This is a genomic window from Vibrio sp. QJM3NY_21 (genome assembly GCF_057785975.1).
Map to the genome: position 1 here is coordinate 287,812 of NZ_CM173513.1, position 22,023 is coordinate 309,834.

Genomic DNA, 22,023 nt, shown 5'->3' on the forward strand with positions numbered 1-22,023 from the left:
TTAAGCTGAGTCAAAAGGCAGAACGACTCTAAGTTCATGAATTTATTAGCGCTCACCACTTGCTGGTGGGCGTTTCTTTTTAAGGCGTAGAGTGACAAATTGACAGAATCACAGATGGCTAGATGGCGAAAGAAAAACTGTTTCATTATTAGCCAAATACCGCTTGCCAATACCGGGTTCTTTCTATAATATTTGCCGTCCTTAAAACTCGGTCATTTTTCTTTAGTTCCTTGCTTCCCTTGGACGACCGAGCCTTTCGTGGAAGCTAATAATCCGTAAGGAGCAACCAAATGCGTCATTATGAAATCGTATTCATGGTTCACCCTGATCAAAGCGAGCAAGTTGCTGGCATGATCGAGCGTTACACTGGTTCAATCACTGAAGCTGGCGGTACTATCCACCGTCTAGAAGACTGGGGCCGCCGTCAAATGGCTTACCCAATCAACAAACTTCACAAAGCTCACTACGTTCTTATGAACGTTGAAGCTGGCCAAGAAGTGATGGACGAGCTAGAAACTGCTTTCCGTTTTAACGATGCAGTTCTACGTAACATGATCATGCGCACTAAAGGCGCTGTGACTGAGCAATCTATCATGCTTAAGCAAAAAGAAGAGCGTGCAGAGCGTGCTCCTCGTCGTGATGACCGTGAAGAACGTGCACCACGTCGTGAAGAAGAAGCTAAGCCAGAAGCTGCTGCTGAGTAATTCTTTTTTGGCCTTTTAGGTCATTAAATTTTATTCAACTCGTTTAGGTATTTTCACTACAAGCATTTGCTTACGCTTATTTATAAGCCTGTGTTAATACCGCATTATTAAATTTAGATCAGGAGATAGCCCATGGCTCGTTTCTTCCGTCGTCGTAAATTCTGCCGTTTTACTGCAGAAGGCGTACAAGAGATTGACTACAAAGACGTAGCAACTCTAAAAAACTACATCACTGAAGCTGGTAAAATTGTACCTAGCCGTATCACTGGTACAAGTGCTAAATACCAACGTCAGCTAGCTCGCGCTATCAAGCGTTCTCGTTACCTAGCTCTACTACCGTACACTGACAAGCATCAGTAATCGGTAATAGTTAACAATAGTTTAAGAGGACTAAGATAATGCAAGTTATTCTACTTGATAAAATCGGTAACCTAGGTGGCCTTGGCGACCAAGTAAACGTTAAATCTGGTTACGCTCGTAACTTCCTTATCCCACAGGGTAAAGTAGTTATGGCAACTAAAGACAACGTTGCTATGTTCGAAACTCGCCGTGCTGAACTAGAAGCTAAAGTTGCTGAGCAACTAGCTGCTGCAGAAGCTCGCGCAGAGACAGTTAACACTCTAGAAGGCGTTACAATCGCTTCTAAAGCTGGTGACGAAGGCAAACTATTCGGTTCTATCGGTACTCGTGACATCGCAGATGCTATTACAGCAGCTGGTGTTGCAGTAGTTAAGAGCGAAGTACGCCTACCTGAAGGCGCTCTACGTAACATCGGCGAATTCGAAGTAAGCATCCAACTTCACTCTGAAGTTTTTGCTACTGCGAAAATCGCTATCGTTGCAGCTGAGTAATTTCAGTACCAAGACGAATTCTTTCTTTTGAAAGTTTTAAACACCAGCTTCGGCTGGTGTTTTTTTATGTCTGAAATATAGGAAAATATAGCGAAGGGGTTATGGTAAGTAAAAAGCTTACAGTGATCCAAAAGCCCTTATTGCTGAACAGGCTGTTCTCAAGGTTATAAGTCGCCTTAAGACTAGAACAGCTCTTGATACTAGAACTGCTCTTGAGATTAGAATAGTTCTTGAAACTAGAACTGAAAGAGCAGGTTAATCGACAGCACAGAGTCTTCTTTGCTTAATCCATCAGGTACCTTATCGTGGTACTGGCGAGAGTGAGCTATTTTCAGCGCGATATTGTCAGTAATATCGTTGATCGCTTCTAATTCAGTATCAAATTTCAGGTTACTGTGGCCAGATACTAACGTCACATCAGCCTTGAGCTGCAAATTCTTCAACACCTGCCATGATGTATTCACATTGCCACGGAAAATCGCCTCTTCAACAATCTCTGGGAAGATGATGTCATCGTCGTCCAATTCATCGAGATTAGGTTCTTGGTAACGAAAACCCGGTCCGACTTCGACTTCCAACACAAACTCTTCAGTGTTCGAGAACTGATAACCCAAACCACTAGATATTGTGTAGTCTTTAAAGTAAGCACTGTATCGTGAATCGACACCTTTAAAGCTGCCGTAAAGGTAGGTTTTAGGACTTAACTTGTAGTCACTCTGAGCCGAGTAAGTCGATTGCCTTTTATCTTCTTCACCGTCTTTGTAGAGGTTGTAGTATTTCCATTCGCCACTGGTTCTATGACGGCCAGCCGTATACTCACCGTTTAGGCGGGCATTTAGCGATCGTGAATCAGAATTACCAGTATGCGACTGATACCCAAATTCGACTTCCGTCTTGAGTGGGTTCGGCAGTTCTGTGTCACTCGTATCACTTGGTGCGATATCCATATCTTTTTCAGGTGTCGGTGCAACGACGATCGGCTCAACAGTAGGTTCTGAAACTACTATAGAGTCGAGGATTGCATCGACAGAGGCTTTAGTATCATCATCAGCTAAGGCCAACGGAGAGCTCAGAAGGCTGGTGCTTAGAAGACCAGAGCTTAGAAGACCAGTGCTCAGAGCCAATAATTTGGACACGCATACCTCTAGTTATACAGTGAGTGAATGGCAGGATCGTAATGCTACCCTTGGTTAATTCCGTCAGCAATAGGTAAATTCTTCCTGAAGAATAAAACAAACGCTTAGGAACGGATTACAAATGAGTGTTCTTGGGTATAATGAACGATCATTATTAGTTATTGAGTGTAGTCATAGTGGATACCAAAAGTCAGAAATCAGCCAACGATCAGGTGGACGCCATCAAGGTCCCGCCACATTCATTAGAAGCTGAGCAATCTGTTATTGGCGGTTTGTTATTGGATAACGAACGCTGGGATACAGTTGCTGAAAAGGTTGTGGCCAAAGACTTTTATAGCCGTCCTCACCGTCTGATCTTTGAAGCGGTAAAGGATATCCTTGAAGAAAGTTCTCCTCTGGACCTGATTACACTCTCTGAACATTTAGAGCTTCGTGAGCAGCTAGAAGACGTAGGTGGCTTTGCTTACCTTGCTGACTTAGCCAAAAACACCCCAAGTGCCGCTAACATTAATGCGTATGCTGATATCGTGGCACAGCGAGCACTGGTTCGCAGCCTGATCGGTGTGGCGAATGAGATCGCCGATTCTGGTTATGACCCTCAAGGTCGTACATCGGAAGAGCTGGTTGATCTTGCTGAAAGTAAAGTCTTCGCGATTGCAGAAGGCCGAGCAAGTGAAAACGAAGGCCCACAAAACGTTGATAGCATTCTCGAGAAGACGCTAGAACGTATCGAAATCTTATATAAATCGCCACAAGATGGTGTTACTGGTGTCGACACTGGCTTTAACGACCTCAACAAGAAGACAGCAGGCTTGCAGGGTTCTGACTTAATCATTGTTGCTGCGCGTCCATCGATGGGTAAAACTACGTTTGCGATGAACTTGTGTGAAAACGCGGCGATGAAGCAAGACAAACCGGTTTTAATTTTCTCGCTAGAGATGCCAGCTGAACAGCTGATGATGCGTATGCTTGCGTCACTTTCTCGCGTCGACCAAACCAAGATTCGTACCGGTCAATTAGACGATGAAGATTGGGCGCGTATTTCGTCGAGTATGGGTATTCTTATGGATAAGAAGAATATGTATATCGATGATAGCTCGGGCTTAACACCAACAGAGGTGCGTTCGCGTGCTCGACGTATCGCTCGTGAGCACGATGGTATCTCTATGATCATGATAGATTACCTTCAATTAATGCGTGTACCCTCGTTGTCTGAAAACCGTACGTTAGAGATCGCCGAAATTTCGCGTTCCCTAAAAGCGCTAGCGAAAGAGTTGAACGTTCCGGTTGTGGCACTTTCTCAGCTTAACCGTTCCCTAGAGCAACGTGCTGATAAGCGCCCAGTAAACTCGGATTTGCGTGAATCAGGTTCTATCGAGCAAGATGCCGATTTGATCATGTTTATCTATCGTGATGAGGTTTATAACCCAGACAGTTCACTGAAAGGCATCGCTGAGATCATCCTTGGTAAGCAACGTAACGGTCCTATCGGTTCGGTTCGTTTAACATTCCAAGGTCAACACTCCCGATTTGATAACTATGCAGGTCCTGCATTTGATGATGAGTAAGTTAATGACTTATATGAAAGCAGCGACGGCAAGCATTGACTTAAACGCGCTCGAACATAACCTGAACCAGATAAAGTCGAAGGCTCCACAGTGTAAAGTTATGTCGGTTGTGAAAGCAAATGGCTACGGGCACGGCTTACTGCATATCGCTAAGCACTCGAAAAACTCAGATGCTTTTGGTGTGGCACGTATTGAAGAAGCCTTACAATTGCGAGCTGGTGGTATTGTTAAACCCATCTTGTTGCTGGAAGGGTTTTACTCTTCGGGTGATTTACCCATCCTGGTGACCAATAACATTCAAACCGTGGTGCATTGTGAAGAGCAATTAAGCGCGCTAGAGAATGCAGATTTGGAAACACCCGTTGTGGTATGGCTTAAAGTCGACAGTGGCATGCACCGATTAGGTGTTCGCCCTGAGCAATACCAAAACTTTGTTGAGCGTTTGCATCAATGTGCGAATGTTGCCAAACCTCTACGTTACATGAGCCACTTTGGTTGTGCTGATGAACTTGATAGAGCAACCACCGTTGAACAGACTGAGCTTTTCTTATCTCTCACTGACGGCTGTGAAGGTGAGCGTTCACTTGCTGCCTCTGCGGGTCTATTGGCTTGGCCTAACAGCCACCTTGATTGGGTTCGCCCGGGAATCATTTCTTACGGTGTTTCGCCTTTTGCTGATAAATCAGCGCAAGAGCTTGGCTTTAAGCCTGTGATGACTCTGACCTCACATCTGATTGCGGTTCGTGATGTTAAAGCAGGTGAAAGCGTAGGCTATGGCGCTAACTGGACCAGTGAACGTGATACCAAGGTTGGCGTGATCGCGATTGGTTACGGTGATGGTTATCCACGCATGGCACCTAACGGCACTCCAGTGTTCGTTAATGGACGAAAAGTACCGATCGCAGGACGTGTGTCAATGGACATGCTAACGGTCGACCTTGGCCCTGATGCTGCAGATCAAGTGGGCGATGAAGCGACTCTGTGGGGTAAAGGCTTACCTTCAGAAGAAGTAGCAGATCATATCGGCACTATCGCGTACGAGTTAGTCACTAAGCTGACTTCACGTGTTGCGATGGAGTATGTGAAGTAGCTATGGATCTTGTAAACTAAATGATGTTCAAGCGAACGACTCGACACTGGTTAACGTCAGCTATGGCATTGCTCGGTGTTAGCTTTTCTTCTTCTGTCTTGAGTGAAGAAAAAGATTCAGCCTTTGTCCCTTTCTATTTTAGTACTGAAACATTGGGCAATACCTTTGGGGTTGCGGGTGTCGCAAAGGGTGTTTGGCAACCTCAAGCCGCTCTGTTTGGTATGGCGCTTTATTCAGACAAAGACAGTTATGTCGGTTTTCTATCGGCCTTTAACTACGCTTTGTCTGAGAATATCTTGTTTAGTACTCAGATGTACCAAGCGCGCTTCAACGACAATCCTTATTACATTGGCTCTCAAGGCGATAACGATTCATCTATTGATGATAAAACCATTGCCGATGGCTTAGAGCAAAACTATCAGTTCGAATTTAAGTATTTGCTACCTTGGGGCAATGTTGCAGAACATGGCTTGTTAGGGGCTTTTCAGCCAATCAAAGATGTGAGTTTTGCTTCGCCAGTCGAGTCGGGTGTCAGCTCGATTATCTTCACGCCTTTTTATACGGCACGTGAGCTAGAAGGTTTAAACAACACGGAAGAGGCGACAGGCTTTAGTCTGGCATTGGATTGGGATAACCGTGATAGCACACGTAACCCAACCACGGGCTCTCATACTAACCTTGAATTCACGACTGGCGCAGAAAGCTGGTCTAACGATGATTTATGGTTGAAGTGGACGTTCCAAAATAGCCAGTACTTCGCATTAGGCCCTTTAGGTGACCTGTTCGACCAACAAGTCGTGGCACTCGATTTCTATACCGCTGATACACCAACCTGGGATAACTGTTCTGGGCAAGATTGTGCTCGTCCACCGGAAACTGAACAAGCTCGATTGGGTGGTTTATATCGCTTACGAGGTTATACCGGAGGTCGCTATCATGGACGTTCTGCGGTTCATTACTCTGCTGAGTACCGAGTGATTCCTGACTGGCAACCTTTGGGTGATATCCCACTGATTAACTACTACGATTTGCCTTGGTGGCAATGGGTGGCGTTTGCCGAAGTCGGGCGCGTTGCTGATGAGTACGATATAAAAACACTGCACTCGGATATGAAATGGAGCCTAGGTGGCGCGGTTCGTTTCCAAGTAGAGGGTATTGTTGTTCGTGCTGAGTTAGCTCGAGGTGGTGATGAAGGGACCTTTAGGGTCATGATAAACCAGCCTTTCTAATCTGGTTTTACTAACTCGAATATCTCATATTTTTAAAGGGTGACACATAACTGTGCCACCCTTTTTTGTTGTCTATCATTATGTTTTTAATGGTTTTTTATAGCTAGCTACTTAAGGTTATTCACCTTGAATGGTCGCAACAACCGTACGGCTGCCACCACAATCTCGATGCTCACCTAAGTAAATGCCCTGCCATGTTCCTAAAGCTAAACGACCATTAGTGATGGGTATTGTCACACTGGTGCCAAGTGTCGATGCTTTAATGTGGGCTGGCATGTCATCATCGCCTTCATAGGTGTGTCTGTAGTAGGGTGCTCGCTCAGGTACAAACTTATTAAAGTGTGATTCCATATCGGTACGGACGGTAGGATCTGCGTTCTCGTTTAGCGTGAGGCTGGCAGAGGTATGTTGGATAAAAAGATGTAATAAACCAACAGATAGAGAATTGATATCGTGTATCTGTTGTTCAATTTCATCAGTAATGAGATGAAATCCACGCTTTCGTGCATTTAGGTGTATAGTCTTCTGAATCCACATACGCCATCCTTTATAATGTATTTGGAAAAAAAGTGGTTTAACGCTATCTTTTGAACTTGAATTTATCAGGTATCGCTCACATTTAATTATGTTAGAGCTAGAGTCTGTACCGATTCTTGTATCAGGAAATCGAATCCTGATTTATCTCAAGGTACAGCTCTTCATATGCGGCATAATACGTCGTGAAAAAAAATTACAAAGAATCTTTCAGTGGTGACGCGGTTTGGTCATCACAGAAAAATATAAACTTTCGCCTAATCGGGGGTTCTATTCATCACCCAGGTGACGTTTAGAATAAAACCTACAGTAACATCGGGATAGATACCATGTTGAAAAATATCAACCCAACGCAAACACAAGCGTGGAAAGCTCTAACTGCACATTTTGAGTCTGCTCAAGATATGGATATGAAAGAGCTGTTTGCTCAAGATGCAAAGCGTTTCGAGAGCTTTTCTACTCGTTTCGGTTCTGACATCTTAGTGGATTACTCTAAGAACCTTATCGATGCTGAAACGATGCAGCACCTATTTGCTCTTGCGAACGAGACTGAAGTTAAGTCTGCAATCGAAGCAATGTTCGGCGGTGATGCAATCAACAAGACTGAAGGTCGTTCAGTACTTCACACTGCTCTACGTAACCGTAGCGACAACCCAGTAATGGTTGATGGCAAAGACGTAATGCCAGCAGTGAACGCAGTACTAGCAAAAATGGAACTGTTCACGCACCGCATCGTTTCTGGTGAGTGGAAAGGTTACACAGGTAAAGAGATCACTGATGTAGTTAACATCGGTATCGGCGGTTCGGACCTTGGTCCATACATGGTGACTGAAGCACTTACGCCATACAAAACTCGCCTGAACATGCACTTCGTTTCTAACGTAGATGGCACTCACATTGTTGAGACACTTAAGCCTCTTAACCCAGAAACAACGTTGTTCCTAGTAGCATCGAAGACATTTACGACTCAAGAAACAATGACGAATGCACACTCTGCTCGTGATTGGTTCCTGGCTGAAGCGGGTGATGACGCACACGTAGCTAAGCACTTCGCAGCGCTATCAACTAACGCAACTTCAGTTGCTGAGTTTGGTATTGATACTGACAACATGTTCGAATTCTGGGACTGGGTTGGTGGTCGTTACTCACTATGGTCTGCAATCGGCCTTTCTATCTCTCTTTCTATCGGCTTCGATAACTTCGCTGAGCTACTAGACGGCGCACACGAGATGGATAACCACTTTGCTTCAACTGAGTTTGAAAGCAACATTCCAGTGATTCTTGCGCTTATTGGTGTTTGGTACAACAACTTCCATGGCGCTGAGTCAGAAGCGATTCTACCTTACGATCAGTACATGCACCGTTTTGCTGCTTACTTCCAGCAAGGTAACATGGAATCAAACGGTAAGTTTGTTGACCGTGAAGGCAACCCAGTAGAATACCAAACAGGTCCTATCATCTGGGGTGAACCTGGTACTAACGGCCAACACGCTTTCTACCAACTGATTCACCAAGGCACTAAGCTGATCCCATCAGACTTTATTGCGCCTGCAATCAGCCACAACCCAGCATCTGATCACCACCAGAAGCTAATGTCTAACTTCTTTGCTCAAACTGAAGCACTAGCATTCGGTAAGACAAAAGAGACAGTGGAAGCTGAATTCCTAGCGGCTGGTAAAACAGCAGAAGAAGCAGCGGAGCTTGCTCCTTTCAAAGTATTTGAAGGCAACCGTCCAACGAACTCAATTCTTGTGAAGCAAATGACTCCTCGCACTTTAGGTAACCTAATCGCGATGTACGAGCACAAGATCTTCGTTCAAGGCGTTATCTGGAACATCTTCAGCTTCGACCAATGGGGTGTAGAACTTGGTAAGCAACTAGCAAACCAAATTCTTCCAGAGCTTGCTGATGATGCTCAAGTAACCTCTCACGACAGCTCAACTAACGGTCTAATCAACGCATTTAAAGCGCTGAAAGCTTAAGACTGTTTAAGTAACACCAAGTAATAACTGTAAACGCCAACCTTTCGGTTGGCGTTTTTTATGTCCGTTGATTTTACGGCAATAAAAAAGGCTGACGTATGTACGTCAGCCTTTCATTTTTTATTTACTCGATTGTCTCTATTCGAAACAGATCTCGATGAAGGCGTTACCCCATTGAGATGTGAAAGGCATGATGATAATAGCACCTTCACACTTATGACGAATGGTGTGGCCTTTACCTGATACGACGATTGGCGTTGCCATGTCGAAATCAAAGCCGCTTTCTGCAAGAATTCGTTTTGCACCACCAGTCACCATATTAGTGATTTCACCCACCATATCGGTCACTTCTTCGTTCAAGCCATTTGGTCGTTCACCCAACATGTTTTCCATGATTTCTAGGGCAAGACCTTCATCAAAAGTGATCGACATTGAGCCACGAGATTGTGTGCCAACCATACCAATTAGGCCGGATACATCACCACGAGCGATCTCATCTTTCTTAACTCTTGGTTTTTGTGGCTTCAATTCAAGAGAAGCCATCGTTTTTAGTACATTCATCAAAGAAGCTAAAAACGGGTTTACAAATTCAGCGCGCATAATGTTCTTCTATAATCTTATTCTTTCATTTCGGAGGAGCAAGATTGGCAAATGCCATGCGATTCAATGACATGATTGGTCAATTGAAAGCCATGCTTCTCAGCGTTACTAGCGAGTAGAGTGACAAGCGCATCGTCTTGCAATTCTATCACAGTGCCACATTTATCGCAGATCAGTAGTTGGGAGAAATGTTTGTTCGCATTGCAAGAACAGCAACATATGAAGCTATTGGTTGATTCAACTCGGTGAATGAAACCTTGTTCCAACAAGAAATCCAAAGCACGATAAACTGTAGGAGGCTTGGCTTGCGGTTCACTGACTTTCAACTGCTCTAATAATTCATAAGCACTGGAGGCTTTTTTATTAGAGAAAATGAGCTCAAACACTCGCTTTCTCTGAGGTGTTAATCTAACGCCTCGAGATGCGCATATCCCTTCAACTTGCTCTATTAATGTGTGGTCCAAATTTTTCACCATTCAATCGGACATCCCTATTCAAACCCTATTTCTAGGTTACTACGTTTTGGGAGCCAATGATTTCTATTAAAGTCAGGTACAGAGCGTATTGTGACCCACGACTTTGAATAAGACAAGGTAACTCAAAATGACAGTGTGACTCAAGGCATAACTGATTAATGAGGCTGAATTAGAGATCTGGTGAATGTGTTTATAAAAAAATGTGCAATAAGGTGCTTTTATAAAATGCTCTCAATCGACATTGGCTTGTCATCGACTAAGAAAGGTTTAGCGTTACTTGGCGCGGGAGCGGCTTTGGTAGTTGGTCACCCTGAACTTATCACCGCGAGTGTATCGGCAGATGGTGTGCAATTCGGGGGTATTATTGGCGCAAGTGCTCCAATAGTATTTGGCCTATGGGAAATCCTACGTAATGAGTTCAAGTAATGGCAGAGTATCAGACAGTAATTATCGCAGTTGTCAGTGCGTTATCTAGCGGGGTGGGTGTAGGTATTACACTCAAAACTGATGTTAAGTGGTTGCGCTTAATGATGGAAAAGATGGATGAGCGTTTGACTCGACTTGAAAGTAAAAGCCCTAATTCATAGGGCTTTTTTGAACAGTAATATAATTTTTGGTTAAATCTTTGAGTGTGGAGGTTATCAGCTTAAAAACGACCAAAGCTCACTACTTACTACTAAAAGAATAAGGCTAGAAAATACGATAATGAAGAGCCACTTGATGCCTAACAATTCATTGAATGAAAAGTCACTCTTATTGTTACTATCAAAGTTGTCTCGTCGCATTGTGTATGAGCTAAGTCTACTAAAAAGCTCACCGAGTATATGGACTGTGAACCATGAACTATGTTCTAGTTTCAAATCGTTTGTATAGAAGCTATCTAACCGTTTGACTTCAGGTAAGTCTTTTACCGAGAGTACATTTATAGAATCAAGTTCAATCCCATGCTCAGTTTCTAAAGTTTTTAGACTTTTTAGGTGTGAATCTAAAGTATCAACACTTTCGATATGATCTGGAGTTAGTTGAAACTCGGCTTTATTATGGTGAAACCAATGCCCATTTTTGTAGACATTAACCGATCTATCGGTTCCATTCTCAGTGTATTTAACTACGTATTTGCTTAAGCTCGAAATGACAAACTCTTTACCATCTGGCTTTTCATCAAAGACTCGCCAAGGTTTAAGTGTTGCTATGTAGCCATTTCTTAAAGTTTCAACAACAGGCATCCAGCCTTTGGTTCTTTTCTTAGTTACATATTTGCCGTTATTGGTTGATAGGACAACTTTCACAGGTACTTTGTTTACTAAGTGGTTAATGCTAACTTTATAGTGGCTACACCCATAAAAAGACACGGGCTTGTAAGTCCTAGTTATAGTTTCGAACGGCTGTAAAACTAGTGGATCATCATTTAAATCTTCTAGCTCTATGTAGCAATTATTTCCGATAGAAATGCAAATACCAAAGATAGCTTCAGATTTATCTTTCAGGTTTTGAAGGGTTACATGGCTTGGATAGTGGTCATTGTAAAATGCACTGCTACAAAAAGAAGTCGAACCTATAATTTTAATAGAGCGTTTTAGTCGATATTGAGCCACTGCAAACCATACACCTAGAGCCGCGACAACTAGACTAAGTAAGGCTCCCACTACAGATACAAGGATGCTCAAGATGGTCAGTGTTGTTCCATCTAGTTTACTAAGCACTTCAATAGCTTGAATCAATTTATCCATTAGTTGTGTCATTTAACATATTTTAAGGGATAGCATATCAAGTGTGGTCATTAAAGCCAGTTTTCATAACTGATTCATATGCTTCATAATTGAGCCTTGTTATGTAACATAGATGGGAATAACTGAGTATATACCTGCCACAAAATATTCAAGTTTCGATGTCCCGTAACTTGAGCCACTTCTTCAATAGAGTAGCCCATTTCAAACAACTGGCTTGCTCCCTCTCTTCGTAAGTCGTGATACCTCAAATCTTCAATGCCTAATTCGTTTCTTACACGCTGAAAGCCTGCATTAACACTTCGTGAGTTGTACGGGAAAATAAGTTCGTCTTTGTTCCTGAATGTTTTCGATTCCCTGTGTATAATCGCCCAATTATTTTTGACTACAATGTCCACTGTGAAGCGTGATTCACCGCTTTGAAGTGTTCTTTTTTTAATGCTAAATGATGCCTTCGTTCCACCCCGTCAATACGTACTATAGGCGTACTGAACGGGTGAGTTTGCGGCAGAACTAGCGAGTTTCTGTATATATATGCAGTGTATAGATTTTGAGTAACGCTTTATGAAACCTGACAATACCAGTAAATACGCGGCTAACCGCTTATCCGTCGCTCCAATGCTCGATTGGACTGACCGCCACTGTCGTTACTTTCACCGTTTGCTTTCTCAGCAGACGCTTCTGTACACGGAAATGATAACAACGGGTGCGATCTTACATGGTAAGGGCGACTTTCTAGAATATAACGAGCAAGAACATCCTCTTGCACTTCAACTCGGTGGTTCAAACCCGGTTGATTTGGCGGCGTGTGCCAAGCTTGCTGGTGAGCGTGGCTATGATGAAATCAACCTTAATGTCGGTTGCCCTTCCGACCGAGTTCAGAATGGTCGCTTTGGTGCTTGCCTAATGGCTGAGCCTGAGCTGGTGGCAGATTGTGTGTCGGCGATGAAAGAAGTCACTGATATTCCAATTACCGTGAAAACGCGTATTGGTATCGACGACCAAGACTCTTATGAGTTCTTAACTAAGTTTGTTTCGACGGTTTCTGAAAAAGGCGGCTGTGAACAATTTACTATTCATGCTCGTAAAGCATGGTTGAGTGGCCTTAGCCCGAAAGAGAACCGAGAGATTCCACCGCTAGATTACGATCGTGCATACCAAATCAAGAAAGATTTCTCTGATCTTGTGATTGCCGTGAATGGTGGCGTTACTACTCTTGAGCAAACTAAAGAGCACTTGCAACACCTTGATGGTGTGATGATCGGTCGTGAGGCTTACCATAGCCCATTTATCTTGGCTGAAGTTGATCAACAGATTTTTGGTTTAGACACGCCAATCAAGAAGCGCTCACAAGTGGTTGAAGAAATGTACCCGTACATAGAGCGTGAGCTTTCAAATGGTGCAAGCTTAGGACACATCTCTCGTCATATGCTTGGTTTGTTCCAAAGCATGCCGGGCGCAAGACAATGGCGTCGTTACATCAGTGAAAACGCACATAAGAAAGGTGCAGGTATCGAAGTGATGCAGACAGCATTGGCTAAGATCCCTAAAGAGCTAAACGTATAACCTCCCTCGAGGTTAAAAGTTCGAGCTTAAAAGCCCAAGGTTAGAAACTTAAGGTTAAAAAACCAAGCTTAAAAACTTAAGCTTAAAAACCTAAGGTTAAATTCGCCACTAGAGGCTAAATTTGCCATTGATAGTTTCTTTAAAAGCCACGCATTTAGATGTGTGGCTTTTTATTTGCCTGATAAGTAAGGGTTTTATTGGTTTCACTAACTTGGTATGGAAGCTGCAATGTTAGAAAGTAGGAAAGATAGGTCATTAACTCATTAGGGAGACCATTATGTTTGAATTAATCTTTGTTCTTATTTTCGTCGCAACTCTACTTGTCACTGGTATCACGTTTATGACGGTATTGGCTGCAACCGGAATCGCGTTAGTCGTCATGTTGGTCTTGGGTATGATGGGGGTTGTGTTTAAGTTGCTGCCTTGGTTAATTGTGATTGCATTGGGTATCTGGTTTTTCAAAAACTTTGTACACAGTTCTAACCAAAGACGTTACTAAGGTCATGGTGTCGTCAAATCTTTGATCGTCATCGGTTTATCGTTTTAGAATTTAAGATGTGTGATAGAATTTTCCCCAATAATCTATGAATGTGCATACAATTAGCACAACGATATGGAATTGGAGCTATCTCAAATGAATAAAATGCCATTAATTGCTTTAGTGGGAATGCTATCTTTAAGCTCGGCAGTGTCTGCTGAAGAAGAGTTTTCTTACACGGCTAAAGTCGGTGCCGATATGTGGTGGGGAAGTACAAAGCTAAACGAAGTTAGACAAGATGATGATTCTAACTCACCTTCGTTGTATCTCGCATTTGAGCATAATGCCCCGATGCTACCAAACGCTAGCTTTCGCTATACTTCTGTTGATGCAGATTCATTGGCTTTCGATAAGTACGACTACACCTTCTATTACACGTTGTTAGATCACAAGCTGATGAACTTCGATGCGGGTGTGACGTTTACTCAGTATTCAAACTCGAATTATATCGAACCGAAAACGGGTGGCGCTCAAACAAGCTTTGATGAATTCACTTGGAGCTTCTACGGCAACGCAGAGATCAACGTTCCTGAGACCAATTTCGATATCATCGGTACGATGGAGTTCGGTGATAGCAGTGGTATTAAGAGCACGGATTTGATGGCAGGTGTTCAGTACCGAATTCCTGTAGCAGAAACTGAGATAGCACTGCGTGGTGGTTACCGCGTGATCGACCTTGATTCGGAAGAGTTCTTCTCTTCAGAGGTTGGCAAAGAGTTTGTCATGGTTGATGGCTGGTTTGCTGGCGCTGAAGTGCGCTTCTAGGCCATAGAAAGCAAATTTAGAACGAATTTTGAGAACGCCACTTTATTAAGTGGCGTTTTTTTATATCTATTGGTTATATCCTTCTGGAATTAGTTAGCACATTCATCACTTTCGACCATCCTTTATACAGAGAGCTAATTAGCGTCTATTCTTATAAGGTCTATGTTGTGAGGTCAAAGCAAGGGATGGAATATGACACTCAATGAATTACGAAATTTATATAGAGAAAATCTGTTAGTTGAAGCGATCATAGAGCCCTCAATTCAAGAAGGGGCTTGGGTTGTGGAGTTTCGCCATATGGGAGGTGGCTTTGTTCTGCTTACTGATGTTCATGGTGAAGAGTGCCATTACGCGGATTTAGACCTAGCATCTAAGTCGGCAATGGCGGTTGGCTTTCAGCAAGTGCGTATTGAAAACCAGTAAGTCAATTTAGGTTTCAATCGGTTTTTACTTCCAAAAAGTTATAAAACATACTTTTCTATTCTTTCTTGTTATTAAAAGGAGTGGTTAATCTATCGTCACGCAATGATTAGGGATGTCGTGACCATGTCTTTAAATAAGAAAGAGTCTTCACAAAATAATAATGCACAGTCTGGGGCTAATGAGTTACCTGGGCTAGCAGCACCACTTAATGACCAACAATTGGGTCATCTTCAACACACTGTTTCTGAGTTATCTTCACAACAACTGGCATGGGTCAGTGGTTACCTTTGGGGAGTGAGCCAAGCTCAGCCTGTCGGTGCAGCTGCGCCAATCGCTCAAGCGGCTGCTGCAGTAGCGGCTAAACCAGCGGGTAAGCTCAGCATTATCTTTGCTTCTCAAACAGGTAATGCTAAAGGTGTCGCTGAATCGCTTGAGGCAGAAGCTAAAGCCTTGGGTATTGCTGTCGAGCTTTTCGATGCAAGTGATTATAAAGGTAAGAACCTAGCCAAAGAGACACACGTCATTTTTGTCGCTTCAACCAATGGTGAGGGCGAAGCCCCTGATAACGCTATTGAGTTGCATGAATTCCTACAATCGAAGAAAGCGCCAAAATTATCAAACCTACAATACGGTGTGATTGGTTTAGGTGACTCAAGCTATGAGTTCTTCTGCCAAACGGCTAAAGACTTCGATAGCTTCCTCGCTAAGCTTGGTGCTCAATCGTTTGTCGACCGTCTTGATTGTGATGTTGATTACGAAGAATCAGCAACGGAATGGCGCGCTAAAGCATTAGAGCAAGTAAAAGAGACGCTATCGACAGGCACTGAAGCTGATGTGGTTCAATTACCAGTCGGTCAAGCGGCTGCCGGTCATTCGCAATACACTAAACAAAATCCATACACCGCGACACTATTGACGAGCCAAAAGATCACCGGCCGTGATTCGGGCAAAGATGTTCGTCATATCGAGATTGATCTTGATGAGTCGGGTATTACTTACCAACCGGGTGATGCGCTAGGCGTATGGTTTGAAAACAGTTCAGAACTCGCTAATCAGATTCTTTCTAAGGTTGGGTTGTCTGGTATCGAAAGTGTTGATGTCGATGGTGACAACTTATCTATCCACAGCGCACTCGTCAGTAAATTCGAAATTACATCTTCAAATCCTCAACTAGTGACTAAGTTTGCTGAGCTTTCGGGCAGCAAGAAGTTAATTAAGCTGGTGGAAGATAAAGACAAGCTTCGTGAATACGCGGGTAATACTCAAGTTGTCGATGTTTTAGCTGAGAAGAAAACTAAGCTATCGGCTGATGAATTGATTGGTCTACTACGTAAGCTGACCCCACGCCTCTATTCTATTGCATCAAGCCAAGCTGAAGTGGATGAAGAGGTTCACTTGACGGTTGGTTTGGTTGAATACCAAAAAGGCGATGAATCTCGTTTAGGCGGAGCTTCTAGCTTCTTAGCCCAACGTCTTGAAGAAGGCGGTGAAGTGAAGGTGTTTGTTGAGAACAACAATAACTTCAAACTACCACAAGACGACAATACACCAATCATCATGGTCGGCCCGGGTACCGGTATCGCACCGTTCCGCAGTTTTGTTCAAGAGCGTGAAAACAATGATGCTGAAGGCAAAAGCTGGCTCTTCTTTGGTGACCGAACTTTCACTCAAGATTTCTTATATCAAGTTGAATGGCAGAAGTACCTTAAGTCTGGTGCGCTAACCAAGCTTGATGTTGCCTTCAGTCGAGATCAAAAAGAAAAGGTTTATGTTCAAGACCGCTTAATTGAACAAGCAGATCAGGTTTGGCAATGGCTTCAAGAGGGCGCTTACCTCTATGTATGTGGCGATGCGACTCGAATGGCGAAAGATGTTCATGAAGCATTAGTTACAATTGCGGAAAAACATGGCAATCAGAGCCGCGAGCAAGCTGAACAATATATTAATGATTTACGTAAAGCGAAACGTTACCAAAGGGATGTGTACTAATGAGCAAGCAAGTAATAGAGCAAGAAGTGCTAGGTCAAGTACTGGGACCTTTGGCTGACAATGAACGTCTTAAGCGTGAAAGTAAAAATCTTCGCGGTACGATTGAACAAGATCTCCAAGATAGAATTACGGGTGGCTTTACTGCTGATAACTTCCAGTTGATCCGCTTCCACGGTATGTATCAACAAGACGACCGTGATATTCGTAATGAACGTACCAAGCAAAAGCTAGAACCTTTACATAATGTCATGCTGCGTGCGCGTATGCCTGGCGGGATCATCACTCCGAAGCAGTGGCTCGCGATTGATAAATTCGCAGATGAAAGTACCTCTTATGGTTCTATCCGTCTCACAACTCGTCAAACTTTCCAGTTTCACGGTGTGTTGAAGCCGAACATTAAGTTAATGCACCAAACACTAAACAGTATTGGTATTGATTCCATTGCAACTGCGGGTGACGTAAACCGCAATGTTTTGTGTACCACAAACCCGGTTGAGTCTGAGCTCCATCAAGAAGCCTACGAGTGGGCGAAAAAGATCAGTGAACATCTATTACCTAAGACTCGTGCTTATGCAGAAATCTGGTTAGATGGTGAAAAGCTAGCAACAACGGACGAAGAACCTATCTTAGGTAGCAACTACTTACCACGTAAGTTCAAGACGACGGTTGTAATTCCTCCACAAAATGACGTAGATGTGCATGCTAACGATCTTAACTTTATCGCGATTGCTAAAGACGGAAAGTTGGTGGGCTTTAACGTATTAGTGGGCGGTGGTCTTGCAATGACGCACGGCGATGCTTCTACTTATGCGCGTAAAGCTGACGACTTTGGTTTTGTGCCATTAGATAAAACGTTAGATGTAGCAGCGGCGGTGGTAACGACTCAGCGTGATTGGGGTAACCGTTCGAACCGTAAGAACGCCAAAACCAAATACACACTAGACCGTGTTGGTATTGATGTATTCAAAGCAGAAGTAGAAAAACGTGCAGGCGTTGAGTTTTCTGAAAGCCGTCCTTATGAGTTTACTGGCCGTGGCGATCGTATCGGTTGGGCGGAAGGCATTGATGGTAAGCACCACTTAGCGTTATTCATCGAAAATGGTCGTTTACTTGATTTCCCTGGGAAAGCGCTGAAAACAGGTGTTGCTGAAATAGCGAAGATCCACAAAGGTGACTTCCGCATGACAGCGAACCAAAACCTCATTGTTGCTGGTGTACCTAAGAGCCAAAAGACAAAAATTGAAAAGCTGGCACGTCAATACGGTCTGATGGATGATGCCGTTTCCGAGCAGCGTAAAAACTCAATGGCTTGTGTGGCATTCCCAACATGTCCTTTAGCAATGGCAGAAGCTGAGCGTTTTCTTCCTGAGTTTGTAACGGATGTTGAAGACATTCTGAAGAAACATGGATTACCAGAAGAAGATAACATCATCCTTCGTATCACGGGTTGTCCAAACGGTTGTGGCCGTGCAATGTTGGCTGAGCTGGGTTTAGTCGGTAAGGCTCCGGGGCGTTACAACATGCACTTAGGTGGCAACAAAGCCGGAACTCGTATCCCGAAGATGTATAAAGAGAACATCACTTCAGCTCAGATCTTAGAAGAGATTGATTCGCTGGTGGGACGTTGGGCTACGGAACGTAACGACAATGAAGGGTTCGGTGATTTTACAATCCGAGCTGGCATCATCGAAGAGGTGATCATTTCAAAGAGGGATCTGCATGCATAATTCTGTCGCTTCAAAACTGAAGTTAGCAGAGCTACTCGCATTGACTAAGACGGAGCAAATACTTCGTCTTGGACAAATCAATGCTGAGTTAGAGCAGCTAACCGCATTAGAAAGAGTTAAGTGGGCACTAGAACATTTAGAAGGGACACATGTTGTGTCTTCTAGTTTCGGAATCCAAGCGGCGTTGATGCTGCACTTAGTGACTCAAGCAAAACCAGATATTCCGGTTATTCTTACGGACACTGGGTATCTATTCCCGGAAACGTATCAATTTATCGATGAGTTAAGTCAGAAGTTGACTTTAAACCTTCAAGTTTTTCGTTCTCAGCAGAGCCCTAATTGGCAAGAAGCGCAATATGGCAAACTTTGGGAGCAAGGTATAGAAGGGATAGAGAAGTACAACAAGCTTAATAAAGTTGAACCGATGAGAAGAGCGCTGGATGAACTCGAGGCTGGCACTTGGTTTTCTGGGTTGAGAAGAGAGCAATCTCAATCGCGTGCAAACTTGCCTATCTTATCTATCCAAAATGGTGTGTTTAAGTTCTTGCCAGTAATTGATTGGACAAATAAAGATGTTCATTATTACTTAGAAGAGCATGGTCTCAGTTACCACCCACTTCGCGAACAGGGGTACCTTTCTGTTGGAGATACTCATACGACTAAGAAATGGGAACCGGGTATGACTGAAGAAGAAACCCGTTTTAATGGTCTAAAACGAGAATGTGGTCTCCATGAAGACGATGGAGAGCAATATGGCTCTGGGATTTAGACTCATTGCCATTTAAAAAGCTGCCTCAAGGCAGATTTTTTAGTTTCTAGCATGAAAATTAGAGCAATTGTGGATAAGTCTGTGGTTATTCTGTAAGTACTTTGTAGTTAAACTTGCATAAATAAGGCTTTGAGTGTTTATTCGTCATCTAACCGTTATTTTTACATTTTTGGGTAATAAACACTTGCCAATGTGAGGAACATCTCTATAATGCCGCCTCACTGACACGGTAGACGCCACAAGGCTTCAGCGAAGAATGTTAGTAAGGCAACTAGCTTTAAGCGATTATTCGCTTCTACTTTTTAAAAGTAGAAATTAATTTTCAAAAGTGTTTGACACTGAGAATTAAAACGCTAGAATGGCCGCCTCTTCCGAAGTGATGTAAGTCACAACGAAGAGAAGCTCTTTAACAATTTAAACCTATCAATCTGTGTGGGCACTCGTTGATGAATATCAAAACGTTTTATCTTCCCTTTTTATTAAGAGAAGTAAAACAGATTCCTCGGAATCAACTTTGGTTTCAATGAACTGAGTGACCAATACGAATAACTACTTTCTCTTGTAGAAAGAAAGTATTTGGCACAGTCAATTCATTATCTTTCTGTTGGAAAGATAATAGCTTTAGAATTACTTTTTGTAGTTTTGAAGTCAGTATTCATTGAGCCGACAAAATCTTAAATTGAAGAGTTTGATCATGGCTCAGATTGAACGCTGGCGGCAGGCCTAACACATGCAAGTCGAGCGGAAACGACACTAACAATCCTTCGGGTGCGTTAATGGGCGTCGAGCGGCGGACGGGTGAGTAATGCCTAGGAAATTGCCTTGATGTGGGGGATAACCATTGGAAACGATGGCTAATACCGCATAATGCCTACGGGCCAAAGAGGGGGATCTTCGGACCTCTCGCGTCAAGATATGCCTAGGTGGGATTAGCTAGTTGGTGAGGTAATGGCTCACCAAGGCGACGATCCCTAGCTGGTCTGAGAGGATGATCAGCCACACTGGAACTGAGACACGGTCCAGACTCCTACGGGAGGCAGCAGTGGGGAATATTGCACAATGGGCGAAAGCCTGATGCAGCCATGCCGCGTGTATGAAGAAGGCCTTCGGGTTGTAAAGTACTTTCAGTTGTGAGGAAGGGTGTGTAGTTAATAGCTGCGCATCTTGACGTTAGCAACAGAAGAAGCACCGGCTAACTCCGTGCCAGCAGCCGCGGTAATACGGAGGGTGCGAGCGTTAATCGGAATTACTGGGCGTAAAGCGCATGCAGGTGGTTCATTAAGTCAGATGTGAAAGCCCGGGGCTCAACCTCGGAACTGCATTTGAAACTGGTGAACTAGAGTGCTGTAGAGGGGGGTAGAATTTCAGGTGTAGCGGTGAAATGCGTAGAGATCTGAAGGAATACCAGTGGCGAAGGCGGCCCCCTGGACAGACACTGACACTCAGATGCGAAAGCGTGGGGAGCAAACAGGATTAGATACCCTGGTAGTCCACGCCGTAAACGATGTCTACTTGGAGGTTGTGGCCTTGAGCCGTGGCTTTCGGAGCTAACGCGTTAAGTAGACCGCCTGGGGAGTACGGTCGCAAGATTAAAACTCAAATGAATTGACGGGGGCCCGCACAAGCGGTGGAGCATGTGGTTTAATTCGATGCAACGCGAAGAACCTTACCTACTCTTGACATCCAGAGAAGCCAGCGGAGACGCAGGTGTGCCTTCGGGAACTCTGAGACAGGTGCTGCATGGCTGTCGTCAGCTCGTGTTGTGAAATGTTGGGTTAAGTCCCGCAACGAGCGCAACCCTTATCCTTGTTTGCCAGCGAGTAATGTCGGGAACTCCAGGGAGACTGCCGGTGATAAACCGGAGGAAGGTGGGGACGACGTCAAGTCATCATGGCCCTTACGAGTAGGGCTACACACGTGCTACAATGGCGCATACAGAGGGCAGCAAGCTAGCGATAGTGAGCGAATCCCAAAAAGTGCGTCGTAGTCCGGATTGGAGTCTGCAACTCGACTCCATGAAGTCGGAATCGCTAGTAATCGTGAATCAGAATGTCACGGTGAATACGTTCCCGGGCCTTGTACACACCGCCCGTCACACCATGGGAGTGGGCTGCAAAAGAAGTGGGTAGTTTAACCTTTCGAGGAGGACGCTCACCACTTTGTGGTTCATGACTGGGGTGAAGTCGTAACAAGGTAGCCCTAGGGGAACCTGGGGCTGGATCACCTCCTTATACGAAGATACTTACGATGAGTGTCCACACAGATTGATGGTTTAGATTTAGTTAAAGCCAGAGCTTTAATTAATAACGTAAGTTATTGATTAAAGCTTTTTGCTTTATGCTCTTTAAC

At 43.9% G+C, this 22,023-nt stretch carries 22 protein-coding genes and 1 rRNA gene; 17 read left to right on the forward strand and 6 right to left on the reverse strand.

Going from position 1 to position 22,023, the window contains the following annotated elements; genetic code table 11:
• Positions 1-290: 290 nt before the first annotated feature.
• The 3 genes from rpsF to rplI all read left to right on the forward strand — a co-directional run bounded on the left by rpsF (position 291) and on the right by rplI (position 1,555).
• Complete coding sequence (gene rpsF / locus AC3CID_RS01375) at positions 291-704, forward strand: 30S ribosomal protein S6 (protein WP_004735855.1); 414 nt, start codon at positions 291-293, stop codon at positions 702-704.
• Between the two features lie 132 nt (positions 705-836).
• Positions 837-1,064 (forward strand): 30S ribosomal protein S18, encoded by a 228-nt coding sequence (gene rpsR, locus AC3CID_RS01380; RefSeq protein ID WP_000090472.1) that lies wholly within the window; start codon positions 837-839, stop codon positions 1,062-1,064.
• Positions 1,065-1,102: 38 nt separating this feature from the next.
• Entirely contained in the window at positions 1,103-1,555 is a 453-nt protein-coding gene (gene rplI / locus AC3CID_RS01385; protein WP_004735854.1) for a 50S ribosomal protein L9, read from the forward strand.
• A gap of 236 nt (positions 1,556-1,791) precedes the next feature.
• On the opposite strand, the gene AC3CID_RS01390 is transcribed toward rplI, so the two are convergent.
• Complete coding sequence (locus AC3CID_RS01390; protein ID WP_488526851.1) at positions 1,792-2,691, reverse strand: DUF481 domain-containing protein; 900 nt, start codon at positions 2,689-2,691, stop codon at positions 1,792-1,794.
• 176 nt (positions 2,692-2,867) lie between these two features.
• Between AC3CID_RS01390 and AC3CID_RS01395 the strand changes: the two genes are divergently transcribed.
• Genes AC3CID_RS01395 through AC3CID_RS01405 form a run of 3 tightly spaced genes read left to right on the forward strand, consistent with a single transcriptional unit; the run spans position 2,868 to position 6,578 of the window.
• Entirely contained in the window at positions 2,868-4,259 is a 1,392-nt protein-coding gene (locus AC3CID_RS01395; RefSeq protein WP_171309440.1) for a replicative DNA helicase, read from the forward strand.
• Between the two features lie 4 nt (positions 4,260-4,263).
• Entirely contained in the window at positions 4,264-5,349 is a 1,086-nt protein-coding gene (gene alr / locus AC3CID_RS01400; RefSeq protein ID WP_017078240.1) for an alanine racemase, read from the forward strand.
• Between the two features lie 23 nt (positions 5,350-5,372).
• Positions 5,373-6,578, forward strand: a complete 1,206-nt coding sequence (locus tag AC3CID_RS01405) for a BamA/TamA family outer membrane protein (RefSeq protein ID WP_102553527.1) — start codon at positions 5,373-5,375, stop codon at positions 6,576-6,578.
• 117 nt (positions 6,579-6,695) lie between these two features.
• Here the strand turns inward: AC3CID_RS01405 and AC3CID_RS01410 are convergent, their stop codons facing one another.
• Positions 6,696-7,115 carry a secondary thiamine-phosphate synthase enzyme YjbQ gene (locus tag AC3CID_RS01410; RefSeq protein ID WP_065205749.1) on the reverse strand — a complete coding sequence of 140 codons (420 nt, stop codon included), beginning with the start codon at positions 7,113-7,115 and terminating at the stop codon, positions 6,696-6,698.
• A gap of 326 nt (positions 7,116-7,441) precedes the next feature.
• On the opposite strand from AC3CID_RS01410, the gene pgi reads away from it, so the two are divergent.
• Entirely contained in the window at positions 7,442-9,094 is a 1,653-nt protein-coding gene (gene pgi / locus AC3CID_RS01415) for a glucose-6-phosphate isomerase (RefSeq protein WP_102553516.1), read from the forward strand.
• Positions 9,095-9,232: 138 nt separating this feature from the next.
• On the opposite strand, the gene AC3CID_RS01420 is transcribed toward pgi, so the two are convergent.
• Together AC3CID_RS01420 and zur are read right to left on the reverse strand one after the other, a co-directional pair.
• On the reverse strand, positions 9,233-9,694 hold the full coding sequence (locus AC3CID_RS01420; RefSeq protein WP_004735847.1) for a chemotaxis protein CheX: 462 nt from the start codon (positions 9,692-9,694) through the stop codon (positions 9,233-9,235).
• 17 nt (positions 9,695-9,711) lie between these two features.
• Entirely contained in the window at positions 9,712-10,170 is a 459-nt protein-coding gene (zur, locus tag AC3CID_RS01425) for a zinc uptake transcriptional repressor Zur (RefSeq protein ID WP_017078243.1), read from the reverse strand.
• A 246-nt stretch (positions 10,171-10,416) separates the two neighbouring features.
• Between zur and AC3CID_RS01430 the strand changes: the two genes are divergently transcribed.
• Positions 10,417-10,596, forward strand: a complete 180-nt coding sequence (locus tag AC3CID_RS01430; protein ID WP_488527264.1) for a hypothetical protein — start codon at positions 10,417-10,419, stop codon at positions 10,594-10,596.
• A complete protein-coding gene (locus AC3CID_RS01435) occupies positions 10,596-10,757 on the forward strand; it encodes a hypothetical protein (RefSeq protein WP_488526852.1) in 162 nt (53 codons plus the stop codon). Before AC3CID_RS01430 ends, AC3CID_RS01435 begins: the two co-directional genes overlap by 1 nt.
• 54 nt (positions 10,758-10,811) lie before the next feature.
• Here AC3CID_RS01435 and AC3CID_RS01440 read toward each other — a convergent pair whose 3' ends face one another.
• Together AC3CID_RS01440 and AC3CID_RS01445 are read right to left on the reverse strand one after the other, a co-directional pair.
• Complete coding sequence (locus AC3CID_RS01440) at positions 10,812-11,900, reverse strand: hypothetical protein (protein ID WP_488526853.1); 1,089 nt, start codon at positions 11,898-11,900, stop codon at positions 10,812-10,814.
• Positions 11,901-11,983: 83 nt separating this feature from the next.
• The gene (locus AC3CID_RS01445; RefSeq protein ID WP_488526854.1) at positions 11,984-12,295 is read right to left on the reverse strand and encodes a tyrosine-type recombinase/integrase; all 312 of its coding nucleotides are present in this window, start codon (positions 12,293-12,295) and stop codon (positions 11,984-11,986) included.
• A 166-nt stretch (positions 12,296-12,461) separates the two neighbouring features.
• Here AC3CID_RS01445 and dusA point away from each other — a divergent pair, with 166 nt between their 5' ends.
• The 8 genes from dusA (at position 12,462) to AC3CID_RS01485 (ending at position 21,905) form a co-directional block, all read left to right on the forward strand.
• Complete coding sequence (dusA, locus tag AC3CID_RS01450) at positions 12,462-13,463, forward strand: tRNA dihydrouridine(20/20a) synthase DusA (RefSeq protein WP_017080832.1); 1,002 nt, start codon at positions 12,462-12,464, stop codon at positions 13,461-13,463.
• 277 nt (positions 13,464-13,740) lie between these two features.
• Positions 13,741-13,962, forward strand: coding sequence for an envelope stress response protein PspG (pspG, locus tag AC3CID_RS01455; RefSeq protein WP_004735816.1), 222 nt, complete (start codon positions 13,741-13,743; stop codon positions 13,960-13,962).
• Positions 13,963-14,097: 135 nt separating this feature from the next.
• Complete coding sequence (locus AC3CID_RS01460; protein ID WP_054548390.1) at positions 14,098-14,766, forward strand: TIGR04219 family outer membrane beta-barrel protein; 669 nt, start codon at positions 14,098-14,100, stop codon at positions 14,764-14,766.
• Positions 14,767-14,958: 192 nt separating this feature from the next.
• The gene (locus AC3CID_RS01465) at positions 14,959-15,189 is read left to right on the forward strand and encodes a hypothetical protein (protein WP_102339310.1); all 231 of its coding nucleotides are present in this window, start codon (positions 14,959-14,961) and stop codon (positions 15,187-15,189) included.
• Positions 15,190-15,312: 123 nt separating this feature from the next.
• The gene (locus AC3CID_RS01470; RefSeq protein WP_372244990.1) at positions 15,313-17,178 is read left to right on the forward strand and encodes an assimilatory sulfite reductase (NADPH) flavoprotein subunit; all 1,866 of its coding nucleotides are present in this window, start codon (positions 15,313-15,315) and stop codon (positions 17,176-17,178) included.
• Positions 17,178-18,905, forward strand: a complete 1,728-nt coding sequence (gene cysI, locus AC3CID_RS01475) for an assimilatory sulfite reductase (NADPH) hemoprotein subunit (RefSeq protein ID WP_488526855.1) — start codon at positions 17,178-17,180, stop codon at positions 18,903-18,905. Before AC3CID_RS01470 ends, cysI begins: the two co-directional genes overlap by 1 nt.
• A complete protein-coding gene (locus tag AC3CID_RS01480) occupies positions 18,898-19,674 on the forward strand; it encodes a phosphoadenylyl-sulfate reductase (RefSeq protein ID WP_017073463.1) in 777 nt (258 codons plus the stop codon). Before cysI ends, AC3CID_RS01480 begins: the two co-directional genes overlap by 8 nt.
• 676 nt (positions 19,675-20,350) lie before the next feature.
• Positions 20,351-21,905 (forward strand): 16S ribosomal RNA (locus tag AC3CID_RS01485).
• Positions 21,906-22,023 lie beyond the last annotated feature (118 nt).

Excerpts from the sequence above, each read along its gene's own strand:
- alr (WP_017078240.1), top strand. The coding sequence starts at position 4,264 with ATGACTTATATGAAAGCAGCGACGGCAAGCATTGACTTAAACGCGCTC.
- rplI (WP_004735854.1), top strand. The coding sequence starts at position 1,103 with ATGCAAGTTATTCTACTTGATAAAATCGGTAACCTAGGTGGCCTTGGC.
- AC3CID_RS01465 (WP_102339310.1), top strand. The coding sequence starts at position 14,959 with ATGACACTCAATGAATTACGAAATTTATATAGAGAAAATCTGTTAGTT.
- zur (WP_017078243.1), bottom strand. The coding sequence starts at position 10,170 with ATGGTGAAAAATTTGGACCACACATTAATAGAGCAAGTTGAAGGGATA.
- AC3CID_RS01480 (WP_017073463.1), top strand. The coding sequence starts at position 18,898 with ATGCATAATTCTGTCGCTTCAAAACTGAAGTTAGCAGAGCTACTCGCA.
- AC3CID_RS01420 (WP_004735847.1), bottom strand. The coding sequence starts at position 9,694 with ATGCGCGCTGAATTTGTAAACCCGTTTTTAGCTTCTTTGATGAATGTA.
- AC3CID_RS01470 (WP_372244990.1), top strand. The coding sequence starts at position 15,313 with ATGTCTTTAAATAAGAAAGAGTCTTCACAAAATAATAATGCACAGTCT.
- rpsF (WP_004735855.1), top strand. The coding sequence starts at position 291 with ATGCGTCATTATGAAATCGTATTCATGGTTCACCCTGATCAAAGCGAG.
- AC3CID_RS01405 (WP_102553527.1), top strand. The coding sequence starts at position 5,373 with ATGTTCAAGCGAACGACTCGACACTGGTTAACGTCAGCTATGGCATTG.
- AC3CID_RS01460 (WP_054548390.1), top strand. The coding sequence starts at position 14,098 with ATGAATAAAATGCCATTAATTGCTTTAGTGGGAATGCTATCTTTAAGC.
- AC3CID_RS01410 (WP_065205749.1), bottom strand. The coding sequence starts at position 7,115 with ATGTGGATTCAGAAGACTATACACCTAAATGCACGAAAGCGTGGATTT.
- rpsR (WP_000090472.1), top strand. The coding sequence starts at position 837 with ATGGCTCGTTTCTTCCGTCGTCGTAAATTCTGCCGTTTTACTGCAGAA.
- AC3CID_RS01435 (WP_488526852.1), top strand. The coding sequence starts at position 10,596 with ATGGCAGAGTATCAGACAGTAATTATCGCAGTTGTCAGTGCGTTATCT.
- cysI (WP_488526855.1), top strand. The coding sequence starts at position 17,178 with ATGAGCAAGCAAGTAATAGAGCAAGAAGTGCTAGGTCAAGTACTGGGA.
- pgi (WP_102553516.1), top strand. The coding sequence starts at position 7,442 with ATGTTGAAAAATATCAACCCAACGCAAACACAAGCGTGGAAAGCTCTA.
- AC3CID_RS01440 (WP_488526853.1), bottom strand. The coding sequence starts at position 11,900 with ATGGATAAATTGATTCAAGCTATTGAAGTGCTTAGTAAACTAGATGGA.
- pspG (WP_004735816.1), top strand. The coding sequence starts at position 13,741 with ATGTTTGAATTAATCTTTGTTCTTATTTTCGTCGCAACTCTACTTGTC.
- dusA (WP_017080832.1), top strand. The coding sequence starts at position 12,462 with ATGAAACCTGACAATACCAGTAAATACGCGGCTAACCGCTTATCCGTC.